This is a genomic window from Leucobacter faecis, from assembly GCF_054456695.2.
Genome location: NZ_JBTJER020000011.1, coordinates 16014 through 34548, shown reverse-complemented (window position 1 = coordinate 34548; position 18535 = coordinate 16014). Strand labels below are relative to the sequence as shown.

At 62.6% G+C, this 18535-nt stretch carries 17 protein-coding genes; 12 read left to right on the top strand and 5 right to left on the bottom strand.

What is annotated here, in order from left to right:
• The first annotated feature begins 19 nt into the window (after window positions 1-19).
• Window positions 20-1204, top strand: a complete 1185-nt coding sequence (locus ACXR2W_RS11640) for an NAD(P)/FAD-dependent oxidoreductase (RefSeq protein WP_458815912.1) — start codon at window positions 20-22, stop codon at window positions 1202-1204.
• A gap of 165 nt (window positions 1205-1369) precedes the next feature.
• Here the strand turns inward: ACXR2W_RS11640 and ACXR2W_RS11635 are convergent, their stop codons facing one another.
• Complete coding sequence (locus tag ACXR2W_RS11635; RefSeq protein ID WP_458815914.1) at window positions 1370-3172, bottom strand: hypothetical protein; 1803 nt, start codon at window positions 3170-3172, stop codon at window positions 1370-1372.
• Between the two features lie 141 nt (window positions 3173-3313).
• The gene (locus ACXR2W_RS11630; protein WP_458815916.1) at window positions 3314-4948 is read right to left on the bottom strand and encodes a PucR family transcriptional regulator; all 1635 of its coding nucleotides are present in this window, start codon (window positions 4946-4948) and stop codon (window positions 3314-3316) included.
• Window positions 4949-5245: 297 nt separating this feature from the next.
• On the opposite strand from ACXR2W_RS11630, the gene ACXR2W_RS11625 reads away from it, so the two are divergent.
• From ACXR2W_RS11625 to ACXR2W_RS11605, 5 genes are read left to right on the top strand one after another with little or no spacing between them, the layout of a single operon-like run.
• The gene (locus tag ACXR2W_RS11625) at window positions 5246-6025 is read left to right on the top strand and encodes a transporter substrate-binding domain-containing protein (protein WP_458815972.1); all 780 of its coding nucleotides are present in this window, start codon (window positions 5246-5248) and stop codon (window positions 6023-6025) included.
• Window positions 6026-6034: 9 nt separating this feature from the next.
• Window positions 6035-6973, top strand: coding sequence for an amino acid ABC transporter permease (locus ACXR2W_RS11620; protein WP_458815918.1), 939 nt, complete (start codon window positions 6035-6037; stop codon window positions 6971-6973).
• Window positions 6970-7734 carry an amino acid ABC transporter ATP-binding protein gene (locus ACXR2W_RS11615; RefSeq protein WP_458815920.1) on the top strand — a complete coding sequence of 255 codons (765 nt, stop codon included), beginning with the start codon at window positions 6970-6972 and terminating at the stop codon, window positions 7732-7734. Before ACXR2W_RS11620 ends, ACXR2W_RS11615 begins: the two co-directional genes overlap by 4 nt.
• A 57-nt stretch (window positions 7735-7791) precedes the next feature.
• Complete coding sequence (locus tag ACXR2W_RS11610; RefSeq protein ID WP_458815922.1) at window positions 7792-9018, top strand: alpha-hydroxy acid oxidase; 1227 nt, start codon at window positions 7792-7794, stop codon at window positions 9016-9018.
• A complete protein-coding gene (locus ACXR2W_RS11605; protein WP_458815924.1) occupies window positions 9015-9389 on the top strand; it encodes a cupin domain-containing protein in 375 nt (124 codons plus the stop codon). The genes ACXR2W_RS11610 and ACXR2W_RS11605 overlap by 4 nt, the downstream gene beginning before the upstream one ends.
• Window positions 9390-9398: 9 nt before the next feature.
• On the opposite strand, the gene hpaD is transcribed toward ACXR2W_RS11605, so the two are convergent.
• Window positions 9399-10394: a 3,4-dihydroxyphenylacetate 2,3-dioxygenase gene (gene hpaD / locus ACXR2W_RS11600; RefSeq protein ID WP_458815926.1), complete on the bottom strand. Its 996-nt coding sequence runs from the start codon at window positions 10392-10394 to the stop codon at window positions 9399-9401.
• Window positions 10395-10517: 123 nt separating this feature from the next.
• Here hpaD and ACXR2W_RS11595 point away from each other — a divergent pair, with 123 nt between their 5' ends.
• Together ACXR2W_RS11595 and ACXR2W_RS11590 are read left to right on the top strand one after the other, a co-directional pair.
• Window positions 10518-11450, top strand: coding sequence for a LysR family transcriptional regulator (locus ACXR2W_RS11595; protein ID WP_458815928.1), 933 nt, complete (start codon window positions 10518-10520; stop codon window positions 11448-11450).
• A 68-nt stretch (window positions 11451-11518) separates the two neighbouring features.
• Window positions 11519-12190 carry a GntR family transcriptional regulator gene (locus tag ACXR2W_RS11590; RefSeq protein WP_458815930.1) on the top strand — a complete coding sequence of 224 codons (672 nt, stop codon included), beginning with the start codon at window positions 11519-11521 and terminating at the stop codon, window positions 12188-12190.
• Between the two features lie 115 nt (window positions 12191-12305).
• On the opposite strand, the gene ACXR2W_RS11585 is transcribed toward ACXR2W_RS11590, so the two are convergent.
• Together ACXR2W_RS11585 and ACXR2W_RS11580 are read right to left on the bottom strand one after the other, a co-directional pair.
• Entirely contained in the window at window positions 12306-13610 is a 1305-nt protein-coding gene (locus ACXR2W_RS11585) for a DUF3500 domain-containing protein (protein ID WP_458815932.1), read from the bottom strand.
• 25 nt (window positions 13611-13635) lie between these two features.
• Entirely contained in the window at window positions 13636-14685 is a 1050-nt protein-coding gene (locus ACXR2W_RS11580) for an amidohydrolase family protein (protein ID WP_458815934.1), read from the bottom strand.
• Window positions 14686-14981: 296 nt separating this feature from the next.
• Here ACXR2W_RS11580 and ACXR2W_RS11575 point away from each other — a divergent pair, with 296 nt between their 5' ends.
• Genes ACXR2W_RS11575 through ACXR2W_RS11560 form a run of 4 tightly spaced genes read left to right on the top strand, consistent with a single transcriptional unit; the run spans window position 14982 to window position 18530 of the window.
• Window positions 14982-15791, top strand: a complete 810-nt coding sequence (locus ACXR2W_RS11575; RefSeq protein ID WP_458815936.1) for a dienelactone hydrolase family protein — start codon at window positions 14982-14984, stop codon at window positions 15789-15791.
• Between the two features lie 53 nt (window positions 15792-15844).
• On the top strand, window positions 15845-17143 hold the full coding sequence (locus ACXR2W_RS11570; protein ID WP_458815938.1) for an FAD-dependent monooxygenase: 1299 nt from the start codon (window positions 15845-15847) through the stop codon (window positions 17141-17143).
• Window positions 17140-17610 (top strand): YybH family protein, encoded by a 471-nt coding sequence (locus ACXR2W_RS11565; RefSeq protein WP_458815940.1) that lies wholly within the window; start codon window positions 17140-17142, stop codon window positions 17608-17610. The genes ACXR2W_RS11570 and ACXR2W_RS11565 overlap by 4 nt, the downstream gene beginning before the upstream one ends.
• Complete coding sequence (locus ACXR2W_RS11560) at window positions 17607-18530, top strand: fumarylacetoacetate hydrolase family protein (RefSeq protein WP_458815942.1); 924 nt, start codon at window positions 17607-17609, stop codon at window positions 18528-18530. The genes ACXR2W_RS11565 and ACXR2W_RS11560 overlap by 4 nt, the downstream gene beginning before the upstream one ends.
• Window positions 18531-18535: the final 5 nt, after the last annotated feature.

Genomic DNA, 18535 nt, shown 5'->3' with positions numbered 1-18535 from the left:
GAAAAGGACAAGAAAAAACATGCGATACGACCACATTATTGTCGGGGGCGGCGTTCACGGTTGCGCGGCAGCTTACTACCTTGCAAAGGGAGGCACATCGGTGCTTCTACTCGAGCGGCACACGTTGGCGTCTGGTGCCTCGGGGGGTGTCGGCCTTCGGGGTGTACGCGCGAATGGGCGTGACATTCGAGAGCTCCCACTGATGCGACGGGCCTACGAAATCTGGCCTGAGCTCAACGATGAGCTTGGCCTGGACGAGGGGTACCGCAGAGTGGGCGGTATTGAATTGCTGGGAGCCGAAACTTTTGAAGAGCAGAGTCGGCTTGACGCCGTGCGCACCAGGGTCGCAATACAGTGCGCGTTTGGCATCCCGACTGAGCTATTAGATCGAGAAGCTCTTGATGAGCTAGAGCCGGGGGCAGCGGAGAGCGTTGCTGGTGCAATCTATTGCGCGCTTGACGGCACAGCAGAACACAATGAAGTCACGCGTGGCTTTGCACGGGCCGCACAGCTGTACGGCGCAGACGTGCGTGAGGGCGTCACTGTCGTTGATATTGCGGCAACAGCGAGCGGCTACGAAGTCGTCTCAGCCAGTGGAGAAAAGTTTGTGGCAGATGGTCGTGTCCTGCTGCTCGCTAACTATCAGACTCCTCAGATCCTCAGCCGATTGTTTGGTGTTGAGCTGCCTATTTCAGGGCACAATTACCAGGCGACCGCGGTCAAAACAAAGACAGACTTCACCTTCACACACCTCATGGGGCATCAGTCCCTGCCGTTTGCGGCAAAGACGATCGAAGATGGGCTGGTTATGCTCACAGGCGGTCGGGGTGGGATCTGGGACCAAAGAGAAGAATCAGGTCAGCCGCGGCCAGGCAACGCGCAGTCCTCTGTGCGCGAGACCGCAAGCATCTATGGTGCGTTCGCCGACGCCGAGGTTGCATTCACAGATGCGTCGCGCATCGAAACGCAGTGCGTCGATGATATTCCAGTAATTGATGCAGTGCCTGCGGCGCCTGGAGTAATTTTTGCTACTGGCTGGAGCGGTCACGGCTTTGCGATAGCTCCTGCGGTGGCCGAGCTTATTGCCCAGTGGTGCGAGACCGGGCAGAAGCCAGCGCTGCTCGAGCCGTTCCACCTGGCGAGATTCGACGCGGCCGTTAAGTTTGTTGCGCCGTCCCAGCGTGTAGAGCTAACTGTGGGCTGAGCTTCCGCCCGCTTCGCAGCGCACGGGGACCGAGTAGATGGCGAGACCACCTGAAGGCACAGGTTCCAGGTGGTCTCGCTGTGTGTGGCCGCAGTACGGTGGCACCATGCGCCGGGAGGTCACAAGGCTCGGCCACGAGCAAAGCTGACTCTGCCGCAGCTTGGGCTATACGCTCCCAAGTTTCTCGTCGAGGTCTGGGTCGGTCACAGGCGAGAGTTCGTGCTCCTCTAGAAGAGTGATGGTTCGCTTGATGACACTGAGCTTTTCGTTCAGTTGTTTGAGGAACGGTGACCCACTGTCAGAGAACTCGTCGAGCTGCTCGTACTGGCGTCGTACCTGCATTTCTGTCTGAACTAGGTTGTCCCAGAGCACGCCATCGGTTTCGATATCTTGGTCCTTCAGGAGGAGTTCCTTGGCCAGCTGGCTGGCAAAAAACTGCTCGAAAGTTTCCGTCGACGTGCTCGGGCTGGCGAGCCCAAACGCGATGCCACCGCCGCCTGCGGTCGCAAGGGTACCAGCGGTAAGTAGGCCACCGATCATCCCGCCAGGCCCGAAGGTCGCAAGTGCACTTGTGATCGCTGCAGCGCCCGCAAGGCCGGTTCCAGCAGCGAGCACCAGCCCACCCGTGGCAGCCACTAGCGCGACCGCGCCAAGGCTTACAGCACTCCACTTGATGATTGCGGCGGCGCGGCCCCCGGCTATAGTCTCTCGCGCGAGCTTCAGGTTGGATACCGCGTCGTCCGCGAACTTGCTAGGGAGTTGCATCTCGCGAGCCAAAACCCGCAATGAGTCATGTAGTACAGACTTGGGGACTGCGATCTCAAAGGGGCGAATTGGATTTTCCGTGGCCAGTACCGTGAACAGTACCGCAGCATTGAAGCGCGTGAGGTGAGAGTGCGCTGCCGGCATGGGAGGGACGGAATCGGGGTCGGCCAGGTCAACGGTGAGCGCCGCAATGGCACTGGGGAGGGGGCGTTTCGTTTCGCTATAGCGACTCTTGAGTGCATCGATTGCAGCCGCCTGGGTCGAGCGCAAGGCTCCCGCGAACCGGTTCTCCCGGTCGCCTTTCATTCGCATGGATATGAGGTGCGCGAAGCGCAACGACATGAGCAGCGAGATCTCTTCTGGCTGGAGTGCAAGATCAGTGGTTGTCACTGACTTCACGAGCTCAGTCGATCGCGACCCGAAGAGAGCAAAACCTATGGTTTCGGCAACTCGAGCTTGTGAGAGATAGTTCTGAGCAAAGTGCGAGGCGGGAAACAACCCGGATGTATAACTTGAATCTAGCATCCACGTGAACACCGAGGAAAGGCCGCGGTACCCAACTACGAAATCTGCGGTGTTCCAATAATTGACCCACCACCCCAGGTTGACAGGTGGTTCCTTCAGGAGAGCTCTGAGGTTGTCGACATCGAATTCGTTGTGGGCTAGAGGGCTACCGAGCGTGATGAGGGCTGTGACTGTGACGCTGTCGGGAAGTCTGCGAAGCAGGTCGGCTGCGATCACTGAGCCCAGACTGTGACCAACAATAATAATGTTGCCAGAAGCCGGAACTTCGGCAAGTACAAGGTTGAGGACAGCGGCGCGCACATTGTCGTTCTTCAGATAATTCTGAGCCTGGTTGAGCACTCTCAGGCCACCGCCCACTACGGTCTCTGCGCCAACATAGCCGTTGCCGGCATTCATGTGTTGAATGCGGTGTTCGATGGCGCTTGTGCGGCGCTCGAATTCACGGCGATTGAGGCGGGCCGCATCGCGAGAAGGCGTGGATACGGTGACTGGCGGTAGTTCGTGCTCGTCGTCTATTCCCTTCAGAGTGTAGGGGTATTTGGGGGTGATGACGCGAACTTCTTCGAGGCTGGGGTAACCAGCATGTTCGAGCGACGCGTCGAGACGCGTGCGCCAGGTATTGTCGAGGTCTCCATCTCCGACTCCATGGAGGAAAACTAACGTAGGGGTGTCAGGCAACAGTTCGCTCCGTAGGTCATTTGACGTTCTCACCGTGGCACGCACGGTGCACGAAGTTAGGATACTGCGATTGACAACAGGTGAGCGTCGACGCATTGGAGTGGGCGGGAGTAGTGCCCCGTAAAGTGGTGTACCGGGAACCTACTTGCCGGTGAATGTCGTGGCCGTGAGGCGCAGCCACAACCATAAGCGAGTGTGGGCGTCATTGATGTCGATACCCAAAGTGTCGGTCACACTCGTGAGCCGATATCGGAGCGTGTTTTGGTGCACGTGCAAGGTGGCAGCCGCGTCGCGCACGCTGCCGCCGCAGTCGAAGTACGTGCGCAACGTGAGCTGCAGCTGCGTACCGTGAAGACGATCGTGACGGGTGATTGCCTCGAATGCGTCTCCCCTCGTCACTGACATCGTCGTCATCGCTTCGGCCACCTGGCTCAAAGCGATCGTATTGCGTGCGTTACGGAAGGTCGCAATGCGTGTCGTTGCATCGCTTTGTAACGGGCTCAGCGGGCCAGTAGCGCCCGTGGGGCTCGTCGGGCTTGCAAGCGTGGCAGTGCTTGAGAGGAGCGCCGACACAACGAGCTCAGACTCGTGATGCGAGCGTGGCACCTGTGAATGCCCCGCTGCGACTGACCCAATACCTGCGGCGATGGTCTCATCAGCGCGGCAGACCCAAGTAGCGAACGACATAATGTGCTCTTCAGAAGCGCCCGAAATGACAATCACGACACGGTTCTCGAGCAGCGCGCACTCGTAGAAGGCAAAGGCTGTTGAAGCGTTGCCCTTCACCAGTTGCAACAAGCGACGTAGCCCAAACTGAGTGTGGGCCTCTGAATCATCGCGCACACCAAAACTCACGACCACCGTGTCTTGGCTGGGTGGCAGTGCGAGCTGCGCGTACGCGGTGGCAGCATCAGCTGAGTTCTCGAGGATCGCGCGCACCAGCTGCCGTTTGCGCTGGCCCCCATCAAGCTCCTCATTTCTTGCGCGGAGAAAGTGCTGGGTCACCACCGGGGCAACGTCATCGAGAAGTGCCATGGTCACGGCTGCCAAGGCCGGGTCTATCTGCACGACCCACACCGTGCCAAGCATCTCATTCGCATAGCGCACTGCCCGAGCGACCCTGCCATATTCGTTTGACTCGCCAGCGAAGTGGAGCGCTAACGGAGAGCGCATCACTTCACGATATTCGGCATCGCTCGATGGAGCGACAGCCTCACGAAGAGACAGCGTGCTCGCGCGCCGGGTGTCATCGATGGGTTGGTCAGCGTGGGTGGAATATCCGATAATTCGACCAGCATCATCAACGAAGCTGACCGCGCCAAACGCGATGGACGCGAGCGAGTTGGCCGCGCTAAACAAGTCGCCCAATTTCGCACTCGCCACATACTCCCCCACTCGTGGACGGATCATGCTCTGGGCGGTCGAGTAGAGCTGGCCCCAGTCGCCCGCATCGTCGAGGGTAAGTACTGGCAGTGCGGGCGGCTCGCTGTGCAGCTCGGAAGAGCCTGGTGCGCGTACGACGAGAGCTGCCGCACCGAAGTGGGCAAGCTGAGACGCAGTGGTGAAGATGTCTGCCGCGCTGAGGCCGGGGGCGAGTAGTACTTGACCCCTCACTGAGGGAGCCCGCGGTCCAAGCAATGATGCTTCAACAAACGCGACTCCGGTGAAGCCCGTCTCGAGGTGAGAGGGGCTGTGCTCAGCTGCGCTCAAGTAAGGAGCCAGCGCCTCGATGAGGTCGGCCAACGAGCTGGGTACGGCGTGCGACAAACGACGCATTTGTGCTCCTCGATAATTATTCGATGCTTCTGCTGGAGAATACTCCATCGGTTCTGGTGTCCCCTCTTGGAACACTGATGTTGCTGCCCTGATTAGGGCAAGCGGGAAAGGCCACCGCTTTTCTCAACGAAGAGAATTTCAAAGGAGAGCCTCTTGAATCCTCACACTCCCAACAGACAGCGCGCAACGCGGCGCGCTATCGCCACTATTGGCGCAGCACTTGGAGCTGTCGCCCTGCTGGCAGGCTGCTCAACAGCGCCCACTGACGAGCCCGCTCAGGCCAGCTCAGAACCCACGATGGCGCCAGTGGAGGCTGCAGCGGCCCTGGTGCCGCAGAGCATTCGCGACACGGGCCAGCTCGTCGTTGCTATTCCCACTAACGAGCCACCCACGCAGTTTTACCGCGAAGGTACGAAGGAGATGACCGGGCTCAACCCCGACATTGCGCGATTGCTCGCAGGCGCGCTGGATCTTGACCTTCAAATCGATGTCACCAACTTCGACGCCATTATTCCAGGCTTGAGCGCAAATCGTTTTGACCTCACGGTCTCCTCAATGACTCCGACTTCTGAGCGTATTAAGCAGCTCGATTTCGTCGATTATGTGCGCGTCGGCAACGGCCTTGGGGCACAAGCGGGCAACCCACAGGGTGTTGCGTTCGATGCACTGTGCGGCAAGCGTGTGGCCGTGCTCAAGGGGTCCTACCAGCTCACAGCGCGTGTTCCTGAGATGGTAGCGGAGTGCGCTAAAAGCGGCGCTGGTGCCCTTGAGGTGTTGCAGTTTCCTGACACACAGCAAGCTGTGTCCTCGGTTTTGAGCGGTCGGGCAGACGCGGTCTTCGCGGATGCCCCCATCATCGCGTATGCGGCCGACCAAGATGCGAGATTTGAAGTCGTGGAAGAGAATGCCTTTGGAAATGTCGGAATTGGTATTCCCAAGGACACCGACATGCTCGATGCGGTATCGACAGCTATGAACGCAGTGATCGAGTCGCCGGAATACCTCGACATGCTGACCTCGTACGGGCTCGAATCGATGGCAATCGACGACGCTCTGATCAACGCTCCACAGGCCTAGGGCGGGGCAATGACTACTCCAACACTCTCAAAAGTAGCTTCTTCTGAAGCGGGTCCATCGACCCAGATTCAGAGTACGCTGAGCACGCTCGAAGTACGTAAACGACGCAATAACGTGATGCTCGCCGGTGGCGTGCTGGTGATCCTCATCGCAGTCCTTGTAGTCGCAGACGTATTCACTAACGAAAACTTTGGTTGGCCGGTCGTGCTCGACTATTTGTTCAACCCACAGATTCTGCAGGGTGTGCTGCTGACGATCGCGCTGACGGTCGTCTCAATGACAATCGGTATTTTGCTAGGCGTTGTGCTCGCTGTGATGCGCGTTTCAAACAACGCAATCTTTGCATGGACGAGTCGCGCTTACATTTGGTTCTTTCGGGGCACACCGCTGCTGGTACAGCTGATCTTTTGGTACAACATCGCGGCGCTCTACCCGATGATCGTGCTGGGGCTGCCGTTTGGTGGGCCGGGTATTGAACTGGGCTCAGCCAACGTGCTCATTACCCCGCTGGTGGCGGCATTTTTGGGGCTTGCGTTGAATGAAGCGGCCTACATGGCCGAGATTATTCGTAGTGGCATCTCGTCGGTCGACGAGGGACAGCTGGACGCCGGCCGGGCAATCGGAATGACCCGTGGCAAGCTGATGAACCGCGTCATCTTGCCACAGGCCATGCGTGTCGTGATTCCGCCCACGGGTAACCAGGTGATTTCAATGCTCAAGAGCACCTCGCTCGTGAGTGTGCTTGCGATCTCTGACCTGCTCTATGCGGCCCAGTCGATCTATGCGCTCAACTACCAAGTGATTCCGCTGCTGTTGGTGGCATGTGCCTGGTATCTCGCCCTGACGACTGCACTCAGCGCCGTGCAGTCGCGACTTGAAGAACGCTACGGGCGCGGATTTACGCCGCGTAAGCAGCGCTCCGCGAAGCGAAAGGAAATCGCAGCATGAACGCGAACATGGTTGAAATTCGGGGTGTGCGTAAGGCCTTCGGTGACAACGTGGTACTCAAGGACGTGTCACTCAACGTGCCAGTAGGTTCGGTCACCTGCCTGTTGGGGCCTTCGGGTTCGGGCAAGACGACGATGCTGCGGTGCGTGAATCGACTCGAAACCGTTGACGCGGGGTTCATCCTCGTTGACGGCGATATGGTGGGCGCGACCCGCCACCGTGATCACCTGGTCGAAGCAAAAGAAACAGCGATCGCGAAGAGCCGCCGCCAAACGGGCATGGTGTTTCAGCGGTTCAACCTCTTTCCCCACCGCACCATCCTCGAAAACGTGATTGAGGGCCCGGTGCAGGTACTGAAACGCAAGAAAGCCGACGTGATCGCTGAGGCGCTCGTACTGCTTGAGCGCGTGGGGCTGAGTGATAAGGCGCACGCGTACCCGCAAGAGCTTTCGGGTGGCCAGCAGCAGCGCATCGCGATTGCGCGTGCACTCGCGATGAAGCCCAAATTGCTGTTGTTTGACGAGCCCACTAGCGCGCTCGACCCAGAGCTCGTGGGCGAGGTGCTTGAAGTGATGCGCGACCTAGCCGCAGACGGCATGACGATGATCGTCGTTACCCACGAACTGGGCTTCGCTCGCGAGGTGAGCGACCAGGTCGTGTTCATGGCAGACGGTGTTGTCGTTGAGCAGGGCCCACCAGAAGAGGTGCTGGGTAACCCGCAGCACGAGCGCACCCAAGCCTTTCTGTCGCGGTTCATTTAACCCGCATACGCGCTAACCCGATCCGGAACATCAGAAATCTAAGGAAACCGATTTCGTATGAAAATTCACAGCATTGAGGACCTGCGCAGGGTTGCGCATCGGCGCCTACCCAAGATGGTCTCAGACTTTCTTTACGGTGGCGCGCTCGATGAGCTGACGCTTGACCGAAATCGAGCGGCGCTCGATGAGATCATGCTGCAGCAGCGCGTGATGGTCGACATCGCAGAACGAGACACGTCGTCGAGCGTGTTTGGCACGTACCTCGGGACACCGCTCATCGTGTCACCCATGGGGCTGCTCACACTGATGCACCCGAAGGCAGACGTGGCCATCGCGCGCGCCGCGGCAAAAGCTGAAAGTATTTTTACGCACAGCCCATGGTCGGGCTGTTCGCTTGAAGAGGTCGTCGAGGCCGCGCCCGGCCGCGTATGGTCGCAGATTGCGTTCTGGAAAGACGAAGCCGAGACGGAACGGCACATCGACCGCGCAAAGGCGCTCGGGGTCGACACGCTGGTGATTGCGGGGGATGTCGCCGAGTCGAGCAAACGCGACCGAGACCTGCGTCACGGCATCGGGATGCCGCCCAAGCCGCCGTTTGGCGACGTGATCAATGTGGCACTGCACCCGCGCTGGCTGTGGAACCTCGTCACTGGTCGACCCATGACATTCGGCACCTACAGTGTGAGCGGGCGCCGCATGCGCATGCGCGAGATGGACCCGTGGATGGCGGCGAACGAGAACCCCTCTGCGACCTGGACCGACATTGCCCGGTTGCGTAAGCGCTGGAGCGGCCAGATTCTCGTGAAGGGGGTGATGGGCGCCGCAGACGCAAATACTGCGATGGAACTGGGGCTCGACGGCGTGTTTGTGTCAAACCATGGCGGTCGCCAGTTCGACTCGCAGCCCGCCACTATTGAGGCGCTTCCCGAGGTTGCTGACGCGGTGAACGGGCGCGGCACTGTCGTGTTCGACAGCGGCGTGCGCCGCGGCACCGACATCGCAAAAGCGCTCGCGCTGGGAGCCGATGTGGTGTCGGCGGGGCGGCCGTTCGCCTACGGGCTCGCGGCCTCGGCAGGCCGCGGCGCGGCGGGGGCCTTCGACATTCTCACCGACGAGCTGCGCGCCGCCATGGGCTTCCTCGGGGCAACCCGCATCCCTGAGATTACGGCCGATGTGCTGCGCGATAGCGCAGCAGGCCGCCGCGGTGTGCCCGTGAGCCCGCCGGCTGCTGTGGGGCGTCTGGCCAACGACATGGATCACTCCTTTGAGCGGGTGATCGCATGAGCGCACAGCTCGAGACCCCAGTGGCGACCGCGATCCATCAGCCGCAGCTGATCGGGCTCGGACCGTTTCGTGAGCGCGCTAACGCGCTCACCCCTAACATGCGCGAAGCGGATCGACCGTTCTTTACCAGTGTGGCTTCAGGCATCGAGCTTGGGTACTGGGAAGGTACCGAGGGGGGATTTCCTGCGCGGCGTGACGGGTACACCGAAATGTGCCATATCATTGCGGGGCACGCCACACTGCACACCGAGGGGGCTGAACCCATCGAGTTGCGGGCAGGCGACACCGTCGCAATGCCGTCAGGATGGGTGGGGCGCTGGGAGCTGCACGAGCCCACGCGGAAGCTCTACATCACGGTGGATGACCGCTAGTGCAGGTCGCTAGTGCAGCCCGAGGTAAGCTTCGAGTGTTTCGGGTGACGCCTGGAGCAGCGGTTCGTGCACCTCTTCGCCCGGAAACTCACTCGCCTCGAAGAACCAGCGGTTGGAGGCCGGCATGCCCCACAGCTGGGCGCGGCGCGGGTTCGAGATGTCCCAGCGGATCGGCGGGGTCTCGAGGTCGATGAACTGGTAGTGCGTGTTGAACAGTTCGACCCGGTGCTGGTCGGGGTCGCGCAAGTATAGAAACAGCGCATTGCTGATGCCGTGGCGGCCGGGGCCGCGGTCGATCTCGTCGCCGTGCCCCAGCGCCCCCGCGACGTCTGCCGCGTGCAGCAGCGACGAGCCGTCGGGCACCGCGAACGCGAAGTGGTGCAGGCGCGGCCCGCGGCCGTTTGTGAAGACGAGGTCGTGCGTGTTGCCCTTCACCTCCATCCACGAGCCCCACAGCTCGTCGGTGCCGTCTTTCGCGGTGTACTCAGACATGCGCATGCCGAGGCCCGTCCAAAAGTCGGTCGCCTTCTGCACGTCGTAGGTGACGACCTGGTAGTGGTCGAGACGCTGCGGTGCACCGCCCACAAACTGGTCGAAGTTTTGCATGCGACGCTCGACGACGTCCATCGACGAGGTGAGCTCCATGAGCGTGCCCACGGGGTCGCGAAACTGCAGCGTAGGGCCCTGGTGGTCGACCTCCACCCGTTCGTGCGAGATGCCCGCCGCAGCAAAAAACTTCTCTGCCGCATAAATGTCGTCGTCGGTGCGCACGCGCAGCCCAATGCGGTGAGCCTGCGCCGTGTCAGAGCGTTCGAGCACGAGACTGTGGTGCGCGGCCTCCTCGAGCCCGCGCAGATACACGCGGTCATCGGTCTCTGCCGTGACCACGAGGCCCACCACATCGCGGTAGAAATCTCGGCTGCGCTCGAGGTCGGTGACGCCGAGCGACACGTGGCTGGCGCGGGTGATCTGAAACTCGGGGTGGTCATTGGTGACGGGAAGCATCGGTGACTCCTGTTCATGAGGTGGCAAAGCGGGCATGTCACTTCAGCATCGTGCGCGGGGCGCTGGCGCGGAACCCCGATCTTGCCTACCCTTGCCATAGACGCACGCTATGGAAGGGTGTCAATGGTCACGCCAGAGCTAGAGATCCGGGCCCTCAAATACTTCGTCGCCGCCGCCGAAGCGGGCTCGCTGACTGCCGCCGCCACGGCGCTCTCGATCGCGCAGCCGTCGCTGAGCGTCGCGATCTCGCGGCTCGAGCGTCAGCTGGGGGTCGAGCTGCTCACCCGTTCGTCACGCGGCGTGCGCCCCACCGCAGCCGGCCGCTATCTGCTGGGTGCCGCGTCCAAGATGCTCGGTGACGTCGACGCCATGATCGAAACGATCGGCCGCTTCTCGTCTGGCCTCGAGGGGACGATCTCGGTCGCCTCGGTGCCGATCCTGATGTGGCAGCGAGTGCCTACGCTGCTGCGCGAGCTCGCGCGCGAGGCGCCGCACATTGAGGTGCGGTTGGGGGATCCGCCGCCGTGGGAGGCAATCGACATGCTGCACGCCCGCACGGTCGACGTCGCCGCGCTCGCGGTGGCAGACGCCACACACTTCGCTCGGCAGCACCGGGCCGAGTTCGACATCTATGACTGGGGTGACATTCCGCTCGTTGCCGCACTGCCGCCCGAGCTGCACGAGCTGCCCGATCCGCTGCCGCTCGGTGCCTTCGCTGGCCAGACGCTCGTGCAGCCGCACCGCACGGCCGCGGTGCCGAGCGCACCCGAGGCGGTCGATGCGGCCCTCGCCCGGCACGGCGTCAAGCCCGCCACGGTGCGCGTCGCCGAGACGATCCAGAGTGGCATGTCACTCATCGAGGCCGGCCTCGGCTGGGGCATCGTGCCCGATGCCGACCGTGCGAGCCTCACCCGCTTTCGCGTCGAAACCCGCTCTCTAACCCCCGCCCCCGACGCGCTACGAGCGCTGGTGCTCACGCGCAAAGGAGCTGCGGCCAGACCCGAGATCGGCAGAATGATCCGGATCATTACAAACCAACACCCAAATCGTGTGTGAAATTAGATAGGATAATCGCAGGCTGAGATCGAACACTCCCGTGAGATCGAGCGACGGGAGAACGACGCATGGCAATCACCAAAGCAGAGAAGTGCTACACGATCTTGAAATCGAAGATCATGGACGGAACATACGGACCGGGCTACCGACTGGTCATCGATCAGCTGTCGCGCGAGTACGACATCAGCTCGGTGCCGTGGCGCGAATCACTGCGCCGGCTCGAGGCCGAAGGCTGGGTCGACATTGTGCCCAATGCCGGCGCCACCGTGAAGACGTTCGACACCCACGCCTGGAAGCGCACAATCAGATTGCTTGCGAGGCTCGAAGGCCTCGCCACCGCGCTCGCCGCAGAGAACATGACGGCCGAGCACATCACCCAGGCTCGCGCGCTCAATGACGAGATGCGCGACGCGCTCGCCAACTTTGACACGAACCGATTTGGTCGCATCAACCGCAAGTTTCACCAGTTCATCTGCTCGCACTGTGACGACGAGCGGCTCATCGGCATGGTCGACGCCGAGTGGACCCGCATGGACATCATTCGGCGCTCGGCGTTTTGGTACGCGCCGGGCCGCGCGATCGCGTCGCTTGCCGAGCACGACGCGCTGCTCGACATGATCGAAGCGAAGGCCGACGCCGAGATGATTGAGACGGCCGCTCGCAGGCACGAGATCAACACGCTCGAGGCGGTGCGTGCGCACGACGACCAGCGTCACGCCGAAGACTCGACGCTGCCCTGAGCGGGTCACCGCGCTAACTCGCGGGACTCGCGGGGCCACGGATGGGGGTTATGAGTACGCATAACCCCCACCCGTGGCCCCACTGGGGCGTTGGGCGGGGGTTTCTCCTCGGCCCCTACGACAGCGCGATAAGCGCCTTGCCGTAGTCGCCGCCGTTGGGCAGGCGAAGCGTCGTGTGCACGTGAAACCGCTCGGGCAGCCGGTTGCCCAGCCACACGCCGGCGTGGTGATCGAGCTCGGCGAGAACCGTTGGCCCGTGCACGCGAAAGTAGAACGGCTGCGAGCCATCGGTGGCGCCGTACCAGGCGAGGTGCGTCTCGTCGAGGTGAGCGACGACCTCGTCGACGGCGAGGTCACGCTGCTCGGGCTGCAGCAGCGCGAAGAAGTCAGCGACGATGCCGACGAGCAGCGCCCGCTGCCCCGCGTCGAGCGCCGACGCCGGGATCCCCTCGTACGGCACCACCCGGTTGTCGCGAAACGCGCCCGCCACGTGCCGTTCGTCGGCGGGGTGTAGCCGCCCCTCGGGCATCGCAGGGTCGAGCACCGAGTCGTAGACGACGGCCCGGGCCCGCTGATCTGCGTCAAGGGACGCGGCGAGCTCGAGCGCGAGCTGCTCGCGCTCGTCAAACAGCGGCTCGCGCTCACCCTCGGTGAGCGCTGGCTCGGCGCCTATGAACACGGGTGCAAGGACATGCCGCCCCGCCACGCTCACGAAGTTGAGCGCGACGTGGTGGCCAAACAGCTGCCACCCCCAGGCCTCCTGCTCCGGGTCACCGTACAACGCGAACCAGTAGCTCTCGGGGTTCATGATCGTCGGAAGGTCGACCAGCTCGCCCAAGAATCCGTTGAGATTCATGGCCTCGCGCACCCGCGCATACCCCGTCTCGCTGAGGCTCGCGCGCAGCACTTCGTGCACCGCCGCCACGACCTCAGGCCGCTGATCTTCGAGCCGCAGCCCGGTTCTGAAAAACACAAACTCGGGGTTCGACCAGCTGCGCCACTCGGGCGCATCGATGGGGTACTGCACCTGCTCACGCGCCTCGGGCGTGAGCAGGTCAAGCACGCGACGGGCCGCGTGCGAGGGATCCGGATCGCCCGCAGGCCGAGCGGCGTCGGCCGCGAGCGGCGCGGGGGCGTAGAGCCCCTCGCGCACGCGCCCGTCGGTCGTGATGCCGGTGAAGGGCTCGTCGTAGAGCCCGCGCCAGTAGTCGAGCAGCTCGCGCAAGAACGGCGCCTGGTACCGGTCGGCCGTGAACTCCTCGTAGCTCATGCCGCGATACGGGGCGAGCACGTCGTCCCCCAGGTCGTACAGGTACTCACGAAAGCCGTGCTGCGAGAGCGCGAGGGCTTCGTCACGCGCGCTCGTGCGCGCGGTAGAGAAGAACTCGTCGATGTCGTTGGGGGATTGGGGCTCAGCCACGATCGCGTCCTTTCGTTCGGCGGGGTTAGATCGGCAGGTTGAAGAGACGCTTGGCGTTGCCCGAGAGCACGAGCTCGCGGTCGGCGTCGCTCACCTCGATCTCGTTCTTCAAGAACTCGACGCCCTGGCCCATCCAGCTGTAGAACACGGGAAAGGAGGAGCCGAAGAGGTAGTGATCGGCGCCGCCAATTTCGAGCGCAGCCTCGACCTGCGTCTTGCCCCACGAGTGCGGGTGCGTCATGTCGAAGAAGATGTTCTCTTCGAGGTACTGCTTGATCTTTTCGCCGCCCGTGGGGTCGAGGCGCTGCATCGCCTCGGCCTTGTTGGTCTTGTGCGGGGTGAGCAACGCCTGGTTGGCGAACCAGTTGCCGCCCATCATCGTGTGAATGAAGCGCAGCCCGGGCATGCGGTCAAACATGCCGCTGAACAGCTCGCGACCGACCGCAATGCCCTGGTCCATGACGCGGCCGTACTCGCGGCGCAGGTTCGTGTAGTCGATGACCGACTTGTATTCCACGGGCAGCGGCGTGTGGTGCACGACAACCGGAATGTCGAGCTTTTCAATGACCTTGAGGTAGGGCTCAAATACGGGGTCATCGAGGTAGAGCTGGCCGTAGTGGCAGGCGAGCTGCACGCCAACAGCGCCCAACTCTTTCACGTTGCGCTCGAGCTCGTAGATGTTCTCCTTGCCACCCCACGGTGGCACACACGCGGTAGTGAAGAGCCTGCCGTTTGAACGGGCGGCGATGTCGGCCGCGTTGTCGTTGACGGCCTTGCAAGTCTCGAGGTCGAGCCACTCCTGCCACACGGGCACGCGCATGATGCCGTAATCGACGCCGGCCTCGTCCATCGCGGCGAGCTTCGCCTCGGCAGAGTAGTCGCCCTCGACGTAGTTGAGGTTTTGATAGCCGCGGGGCTTTTCGAGGATGAGCTGCTGCTTGCCGCTCTCCATCGTCTTAACGGTGGCGATCTCGCCGAACCCGCGCGGGGCGCTGTTCAGAAACCCGTTCAGAATCTTCTCGTTCGAGAAGAGGTCTTCGGGGAGGTGGTGAATGTTGATGTCGACAACGGTCATGTCGAGTGCTCCTTAGGTGCTGCTTCGTTGCGGTCCGATGAGCAATTCCACGCGAAAGCGCGAACTGATCGTGTGTGAAATCATACGTGATTTTGGGGCAGGAAGGTAGGGGTGGTCGCGTTGTGGTGGCGTGGTGGTGGCTAAACCCCTGGTTGATTGGATGATCGCGCACCGCCGACAAGGGGATGGGCCTGGTGTGATTTTGGATAACATTCGAATAAATTGCATAATCGCAGTTGAAATCGTGTGCGATTCTGCGTACGATACCGATCAGCGTTCAAGGAGGAATGACACACATGGTCGACGTATCTCATAGCCCCGCCCTAGCGGGCACCGCCCCCACGGCGGGCCGGGCGCTCATGCGCCGCGACGTGGCCTATGCGGGCGACGGTGTTTCGATGCGGGGCATGCTGATCGCGCAGGCAGGGTCACGGCGTTCGCACGCGGTGCTGCTCGTGCACGACGCGTTTGGGCTTAGCGACGAGATGGTCGCCACCGCAGAGCGCATCGCACGCCAGGGGTACCCGGTGTTTCTGGCAGACGTGTGGTCTGAGCGCATCACGCCCACAAGTCAAGACGAGATTGGGCCGCTCATCGCCTCGATGGCGGGCAACCGCAGTAGCTGGCATGACCGCCTCACCGCGGCGCTCGCGGCGGCGTGTGCGCAGCCCGAGATCGACCCCGCTCGTGTCGTGGGCCTGGGCTACTGCTTTGGTGGCTCCTCTGTGCTCGAGCTCGCCCGCACCGGTGCACCCCTGCAGGGCGTCATCGCGATTCACGCGGGGCTCGACCTGATCGAGTTCGACTGGACGCAGGCGCACGCCCTACCCGTACTGCTGTGCACGGGCGACGCCGACCCCATGGCCACCGCCGAGCAGCGTGAGCTGCTGCAGCGGGCGATGAGCGCCGCGGGCGCCAACTGGCAAACCCAGCTCTACGCGCACGCCGTGCACGCCTTCACCAGCATCAACGCCAAGAACTCACCTGCACCGCACGTAATCTCATACGACGCGGCGCTGGCCAGACGCGCGTGGCGCGCCAGCCTCGAGTTTCTCGATGAACTCGAATCCGAGCACGCCCGCACACACTTGGTGCCGATTGGCTAGGGCGCACCGCGCACGCCACACGCACCCCCGAGAAGAAGAAGGTTAGAACCCACATGCACGACATCGCTATCGTCGGCGCCGGCCCCGGCGGACTCATCACGGCACTGCGCCTCCAGCAGCAGGGGATCAAGGTTAAGATCTATGAGACCGTGCCCGAGCTGAAACCACTGGGGGTGGGCGTCGACATTAAGGTCTACGGCGTCAAAGAGCTCGAAGAGCTCGGCCTGCTCGAAGAGTTTCGCGAGATGTCGGTCGACGCCGTCGACTCGATCTTCTTCAACCACTACGGACAAGAAATCTACGCCGAGAAGTGCGGCGTGCACATGGGGTACCAGCACGAGCAGCGGTTTGTGCACCGCGGCTACCTGCAGCTCATGTTCTACCGCAAGGTGATTGAGCGGCTCGGCGAAGACGCCGTCGTGCTGGGTGCGCGGGTCACCCATTACACACAGGACGATGACGGCGTCACCCTGCACATTGAGCACCGCGACGGCCGCACCGAAGAGGTGCGCCACGAGGGCGTCATCGCGGCCGACGGCATCAAGTCGGCCGTGCGCGCACAGATGCACCCAGATCTTGCGAAGCCGCACTACTCGGGCATCACCATGTACCGTGGCACGACGCTGCGCGAGCCAATCTTTGACGGGCACACGATTCTGCACGTGGGAGACCCGCGCATTTCGACCATGATCATCTACCCGATCGCCGACGACTTTGAGGGCTCGGGCAAACAGCTCATCAACTGGGTGGTCGAAGTCGAGGGTGAAGAGGCCATCGAAGACTGGAACCAGCTCGGCACCGTCGATGACCTCTTGCCGCTGTATGACACGGTCAAGATCGAAGGGTTTGACGTGCAGCAGCTCATGCGCGACGCCCGTGAGGTCTACCTCTTTCCCCTCATTCGCCACGAACCCCTCGACACGTGGGTCGACGGCCGGGTCGTGCTGCTGGGCGACTCCGCGCACGCCATGTACCCCCGCGGCGGCAACGGCGTGTGCCAGGCCTTTCTCGACGCCCGAGTCGTGGCCGAGCAGCTCGCCCGCCACGAGAACATTCACGAAGCGTTCATCGCTTTCGAAGACGAGCGCCGCGTGCCCGTCAACCGCATCATCATGAACATGCGTGGCGAGGGCTACGAGGTGGTGCGGCGCATGGTCGCCGAACGCACCGACGGCCAGCCGCTGCCCAACCGCGAGGCGATCGAAGAGGTGCTGCCGATCGCTGAGGCCGACGAGATCTTTAGCAACTACCACCGGCTCGTCGGCCAGCCCCTGCGGCCGGGCCACGACACCTACTCGAGCGGGTTTCGCACGTGGGAGACGCAGGCTGCATCAGAGGGGGCACTGGCGTGACCCAAATCGACACGGCCACCCCAGCGCAGCGGGCTGAGTTGCTCGAGGTTGAGCGGCGCAGGCAGCAGGCCCTCATCGACGGTGACCTCGAAACGCTGCGCGACATCTTCGACGACAGCATTGTGCACGTGCACGCCCCGGGCGTCGTACAGAATAAGACAGAGCTGCTCGAGCACGTCGAAGTGCGCAGGCCGTACCTCGAGATGACGCGCGGCGAGCTCACGCTGCGGGTCGCCGGCGACACCGCGATCATCACCGGCGCCCTCACCAACCGTATGCGCGCCCCGGGCGGGGGCGAGCGCACGCTCAGCGGCCCGGTCACCCAGGTGCTCGTGCGCGGCGACGATGGCGCCTGGAGGTTCGTGAGTTTTCACATGACCCCCTACGGCGAGAAGGCCTGGGGCGACCTGCCCTCAGAACAGCGGGCCGCGCAGGAGCGTGTGACGGCAGAGGGGGCAACAGCATGAAACTGGCACGATTCACCCCGCCAGGCGCCCAGTCCACAGGGGCCCAGTCCACCGGCGCACGCGTCGGCCTCGTCGAGGGCGACGAGATCATCGACCTGTCGCTCGTGCCCGGCGTGGGCGCTTCGTTGCGCGAACTGCTGCCGCGGCTAGACGACGTGCGCCCGACGATTACCGCAGCCGCCGCGAACGCGGCAAGCGCACGCTTCGCGCTCGCCGACGTGACCCTCGAGGCGCCCATCGACGCGCCGCAGAAGTACCTCGCGATCGGCATGAACTATCGCGAGCACGCCGAAGAGGCCAGGCAGGCGGGCATCACCATTCCCACCAACCAGTTCTGGTTCAACAAACAGGTCTCGTGCATTGCCGGCCCCTACGCCAACATCGAGAAGCCGCTCGTGTCTGACGCGCTCGACTACGAGATTGAGCTGGGCGTCGTGATCGGCAAAGAGTGCCGTCACGTACGGGCAGAAGACGCCTATGACGTGATCGCGGGCTATCTCGTGACGAACGACGTGTCGGTGCGCGACTGGCTGCAAAAGCGCTCGCCCACGTTTACGCTCGGCAAATCGTTCGACACCCACGGGCCGATGGGCCCGTGGCTGACGACGGCAGACGAGGTGCCCGACCCGCAGAATCTGCGCATGACGCTGACGGTCAACGGCGAGGTGCGACAAGACTTTCGCACCGATGACATGATCTACGACATCGCCGCGCAGATCGCCGAGCTGACAACCGTGATGACGCTCATGCCGGGCGACATCATCGCGACGGGCACACCAGCGGGCATTGGCGCCCCCACGGGTAACTTCTTGCGCGCGGGCGACGTCGTGCGCGCCGAGATCGAACTGCTCGGCACGATCGAAAACACGGTCGTCAACGAGCCCAACGAGCCCCACGCACACAGCGAGCGAAAGGCATAGCGACC

Coding starts and splice junctions, on each gene's coding strand:
- ACXR2W_RS11640 (WP_458815912.1), top strand. CDS start 20: ATGCGATACGACCACATTATTGTCGGGGGCGGCGTTCACGGTTGCGCG.
- ACXR2W_RS11630 (WP_458815916.1), bottom strand. CDS start 4,948: ATGCGTCGTTTGTCGCACGCCGTACCCAGCTCGTTGGCCGACCTCATC.
- ACXR2W_RS11560 (WP_458815942.1), top strand. CDS start 17,607: ATGAAACTGGCACGATTCACCCCGCCAGGCGCCCAGTCCACAGGGGCC.
- hpaD (WP_458815926.1), bottom strand. CDS start 10,394: ATGCTTCCCGTCACCAATGACCACCCCGAGTTTCAGATCACCCGCGCC.
- ACXR2W_RS11615 (WP_458815920.1), top strand. CDS start 6,970: ATGAACGCGAACATGGTTGAAATTCGGGGTGTGCGTAAGGCCTTCGGT.
- ACXR2W_RS11590 (WP_458815930.1), top strand. CDS start 11,519: ATGGCAATCACCAAAGCAGAGAAGTGCTACACGATCTTGAAATCGAAG.
- ACXR2W_RS11580 (WP_458815934.1), bottom strand. CDS start 14,685: ATGACCGTTGTCGACATCAACATTCACCACCTCCCCGAAGACCTCTTC.
- ACXR2W_RS11625 (WP_458815972.1), top strand. CDS start 5,246: ATGGCGCCAGTGGAGGCTGCAGCGGCCCTGGTGCCGCAGAGCATTCGC.
- ACXR2W_RS11570 (WP_458815938.1), top strand. CDS start 15,845: ATGCACGACATCGCTATCGTCGGCGCCGGCCCCGGCGGACTCATCACG.
- ACXR2W_RS11610 (WP_458815922.1), top strand. CDS start 7,792: ATGAAAATTCACAGCATTGAGGACCTGCGCAGGGTTGCGCATCGGCGC.
- ACXR2W_RS11605 (WP_458815924.1), top strand. CDS start 9,015: ATGAGCGCACAGCTCGAGACCCCAGTGGCGACCGCGATCCATCAGCCG.
- ACXR2W_RS11595 (WP_458815928.1), top strand. CDS start 10,518: ATGGTCACGCCAGAGCTAGAGATCCGGGCCCTCAAATACTTCGTCGCC.
- ACXR2W_RS11575 (WP_458815936.1), top strand. CDS start 14,982: ATGGTCGACGTATCTCATAGCCCCGCCCTAGCGGGCACCGCCCCCACG.
- ACXR2W_RS11620 (WP_458815918.1), top strand. CDS start 6,035: ATGACTACTCCAACACTCTCAAAAGTAGCTTCTTCTGAAGCGGGTCCA.